At 42.2% G+C, this 3,498-nt stretch carries 3 protein-coding genes; all 3 read right to left on the minus strand.

The annotated features are described in order from the left end of the window. Nucleotides 1–104: 104 nt before the first annotated feature. The 3 genes from Tanf_RS01520 to Tanf_RS01530 are packed head-to-tail and all read right to left on the minus strand — an operon-like array spanning nucleotide 105 to nucleotide 3,352. On the minus strand, nucleotides 105–1,133 hold the full coding sequence (locus Tanf_RS01520) for a site-specific integrase (RefSeq protein ID WP_046824652.1): 1,029 nt from the start codon (nucleotides 1,131–1,133) through the stop codon (nucleotides 105–107). Further along, complete coding sequence (locus tag Tanf_RS01525) at nucleotides 1,120–2,127, minus strand: tyrosine-type recombinase/integrase (protein ID WP_046824653.1); 1,008 nt, start codon at nucleotides 2,125–2,127, stop codon at nucleotides 1,120–1,122. The genes Tanf_RS01520 and Tanf_RS01525 overlap by 14 nt, the downstream gene beginning before the upstream one ends. Then, on the minus strand, nucleotides 2,120–3,352 hold the full coding sequence (locus Tanf_RS01530; protein ID WP_046824654.1) for a site-specific integrase: 1,233 nt from the start codon (nucleotides 3,350–3,352) through the stop codon (nucleotides 2,120–2,122). The genes Tanf_RS01525 and Tanf_RS01530 overlap by 8 nt, the downstream gene beginning before the upstream one ends. Between the last annotated feature and the right edge of the window lie 146 nt (nucleotides 3,353–3,498).

A 3,498-nucleotide genomic window follows, 5' to 3' on the forward strand; every position in this document is an offset into this window, starting at 1 on the left:
GTTTTCTTATCGCAAGTAAAATATTATCCAAAGTACGACTTTTGCACGACTGATTATTAATTGCTTATCAGGGATACTTTTTGCCATCACTTTGGATAATATTACTACCGTCCTAAGTTTTTTAACCAACTTTTCAGTTCAGAATCAGATTCCCATGAAGGTTTGTTATCTTCCTCTTGTGGAAGGATTGAAGTATATGTTTTCTCCAAAGCTTCCCGCTTTTGTTTGGAGTCTGCACGTGCATATACTTCAGTTGTCTGGATTGACACATGACCTAAAATATCTCTTATATAAACGAGATTCACTCCTGCCTGTAACAGATGCATAGCTTTACTATGGCGAAGACAGTGAGGACTGATTTTTTCAGGGATGAGATTTTCTGTGGCAGTTCTGGCCATCGTTGCATAGTTTTTTAAGATATAGGTTATGCCTGCTCCTGTCAGTTTTCCTCCACGACCATTCTGAAAGAGAGGGCGCTGATTCATTCTCAGTTCAAGCAGATGGTTTTCTTCCATATATTTGCGTAGGATTGATACTTGGGCATCTTGGATGGGCACCAATCTTTTCTTGTTTCCTTTGCCAAAGAGTGTTACATAGTATGGCTTGGACAAACAGACATCAACCGGTCTAAGGTCTATGAGTTCCTGTACTCTGGCTCCGGTTTCATACAGCAGGGAGAGCATGGCGAGGTCTCTACGCCCCCGCATGGTAGTCTGCGGTATATGCGCTAACAATTCTTTGACAGCATCCATCGTCAGATAATTCATGGTACCCTTGATTGCCTTTTTCATCTTGACACCAAGTATTTCCTGCCATTGATATAGGCGCGTGACATCCTCGTACTGCATATATCGGCAAAAAGCATGGATTGCAGCCAGCCTCTGATTCCTGGTCGATACAGAACTGGACTTGTCAGTTTGCAACCAGTCCAAATAGTCAAGGACATTTTTGCGGCCCATATGTTCAAGTGTAAGTTTCTCAGCATCCACTTTTCTCTTAACCCTCATAAAGTCAAGATAAGAAGCGAATGCGGTTCCATATGAACGCAATGTATTGGAGCTTACACCCCGTTCAGCCGAGAGATATTCAGTAAAGAATCCCCTCAGAAATTTAGCAAAGTCATTCTTCGTCATATTCTCTTACCATTTTTTCAAGTGAGGGGAATACATAAGATGATATGGCACCGATTTGCAGGTTCAGTTCAGGGAACATCTCAGAGGTTAGACGTATATAGGACTCTGTTCCCAATAAGGTTTTATGCCCCATGAACACGGAAAGGATCGGGAGCAGGCAATACATGTCCTTACCAGACTTTACCTGCTTCATTAGAGAATGGACTGCAAAAGTGTGTCGCAAATCATGAACTCTTGGACCACGGTTTCCTCCAATAAAAGGAATATCACACAATTTGAGTATTTTCCTGAACCACTTGTAAGCAGTACCTTTCAGTACCCTTCCTCCTGTATGTGAAATGAACAATGGCGATTCTTTGTGCCGTATGCTCTTGAGAGGCATCCTGTCTCTGTAGGATATATACTGGTGTAGTACAGCTTCCAAAGAAGGCGTAATGGGAACAATACGTTGCCGTTGGTTTTTCGATTTTCTGATGAGTATCGTACCCTTTTCAAGGTTGACATCCTCAATGTTCAAATTCAGAGCCTCGCCTATCCTGATTCCGGTAGCATATAATACACGGAATAAGGTGGGCATGGAAAACAGACATAAGGTGGGTTGAATGTTATGGAAGCGGAGGCTGTCTGCTGCAATAAAAAAACGTTCTATCTCCTCATGGGTGAAAATCCTTGAGATAAAGGACTTGTCTTTCTGCCTTGGCATGGGAGGAACATAGCAGACAAATCCGCAATGACACATATACCGGGAAAACTGACTTATTATGGACCATTTATCATACAGCGTCCTCTCGCTGTCATTCAACCGGCTTTCACGCCATGCCTTCACCAGTTCTTTAGTCAAGACTGGTTCGTGTAGGGGCATGATACGATAAATTTCGTCAAGCTCTTTGAATATGTACTCTATCTTGGATATTGTAAACCCCATCGCTGCTTTCATTTTCACAAAACTTGTAAAATAAGGAGCGAAGATACTCTTGAAGGTATAATTAATCATAGAATGCCCCTCCTTTCTGTAAATAAAAAGCTTCGTCAACTAAAGGGGTATCAAGAACACATTCACGCAAGTTCACAATGTCCACCCGGAGATATTCCATTGTGGTCTGCGTACTCTCGTGCCCTAATATACCTGATATGACAGGTAAGGATGTCCCTTGGCGGAGCATATTGCTGGCAAGTGAATGACGCATGGAGTGAGGCCCGAACCTGCGACTGGATATGTCAATTCCCGAGGACTGCATTATTCTTGTAATCACACCATTCAGACTGATGCGTGTCATAGGACGGTATGGTGCCGATGCCGTTAAGAAGACTTCTTTTAGATGGGATTTCGGACGGGAGTCTCTTGCATAGGTGACCAATGCCTCTCCAATTTCCCTCAGAAGTGGAAGTTCCATTGGGGCTTTAGTTTTGTATTGGTAAAGGGTGATTTTGCCATTGTCCCAATCTATATTGTCCCATGTCAATGAGGCTATGTCTGAGACCCTCAATCCCAGTCGTGAAGCAAGGAGGAAGATTGCGTAATCACGTTTACCGACTGCCGATGACTGTTCTATAGAACCTTCTATTTGCTTGATTTCATCGCAACTGTAAACAGAAGGCAGTTTCTCGTGTTGCGGAAAATTGTTTCTTGTAAGCACATAACTAAGATTTGTTGATGTCATCCCTCTTTCATATAGAAAGGAGCAAAACTGCCGGATGGCATAGAAGTGTTCGCTTTTACATGTCTGCGCATGATCAACAAATTCCACAATGACTTTCTCTGTTATACCACATATGCTATCAATTCCTTTTTGACTGAGACCAGCTATGAAGTAACTCAATAGACGCCTGTGGTTATGGATTGTCGGCTCGCACCGTCGCTGTTCCCGTAAAAAGTCGAGATGTTGGAGAACTGCGTTGCCTATTTCTCCATCAAGAGGAAATTCGTGAAGCTTGACTATTCTTCGGCGAATTATTCCCGTTTGCATAAATTCCGTCAAAAGATGTATGCTCCTGCGATGGGCTCGTTGCGTAGAAGCTGCCAATCCCGGCAAAACATCTGCGAGAAATGACGTTCCAACTTCTGGAGAAAACTGGGTTGTCCCAGTTTTGTGCATGTACGTGACAATACCTTTCTGCCACCTTCGTTGATGCGTTTCAATACATTTCTCATCATAGCCATCCAAACGCATCTGCAAAACGCAATTGGCTATTAGAGAGTTGATTTCTGTACTTTTCATGTTACATTGAGAACACCATTTGAGGTGCACAAGTACAAAGTAACACAAATATTATCTGATAATATTATCAAAAGTGTTATTGATAATCAAATAAATGGAAATATATATCTATTGGCACTTTGGATAATATTTTACTTGTGATAAGA

It is taken from the genome of Tannerella forsythia, assembly GCF_001006485.1.
GTDB classification, from domain to species: Bacteria; Bacteroidota; Bacteroidia; order Bacteroidales; family Tannerellaceae; genus Tannerella; species Tannerella forsythia.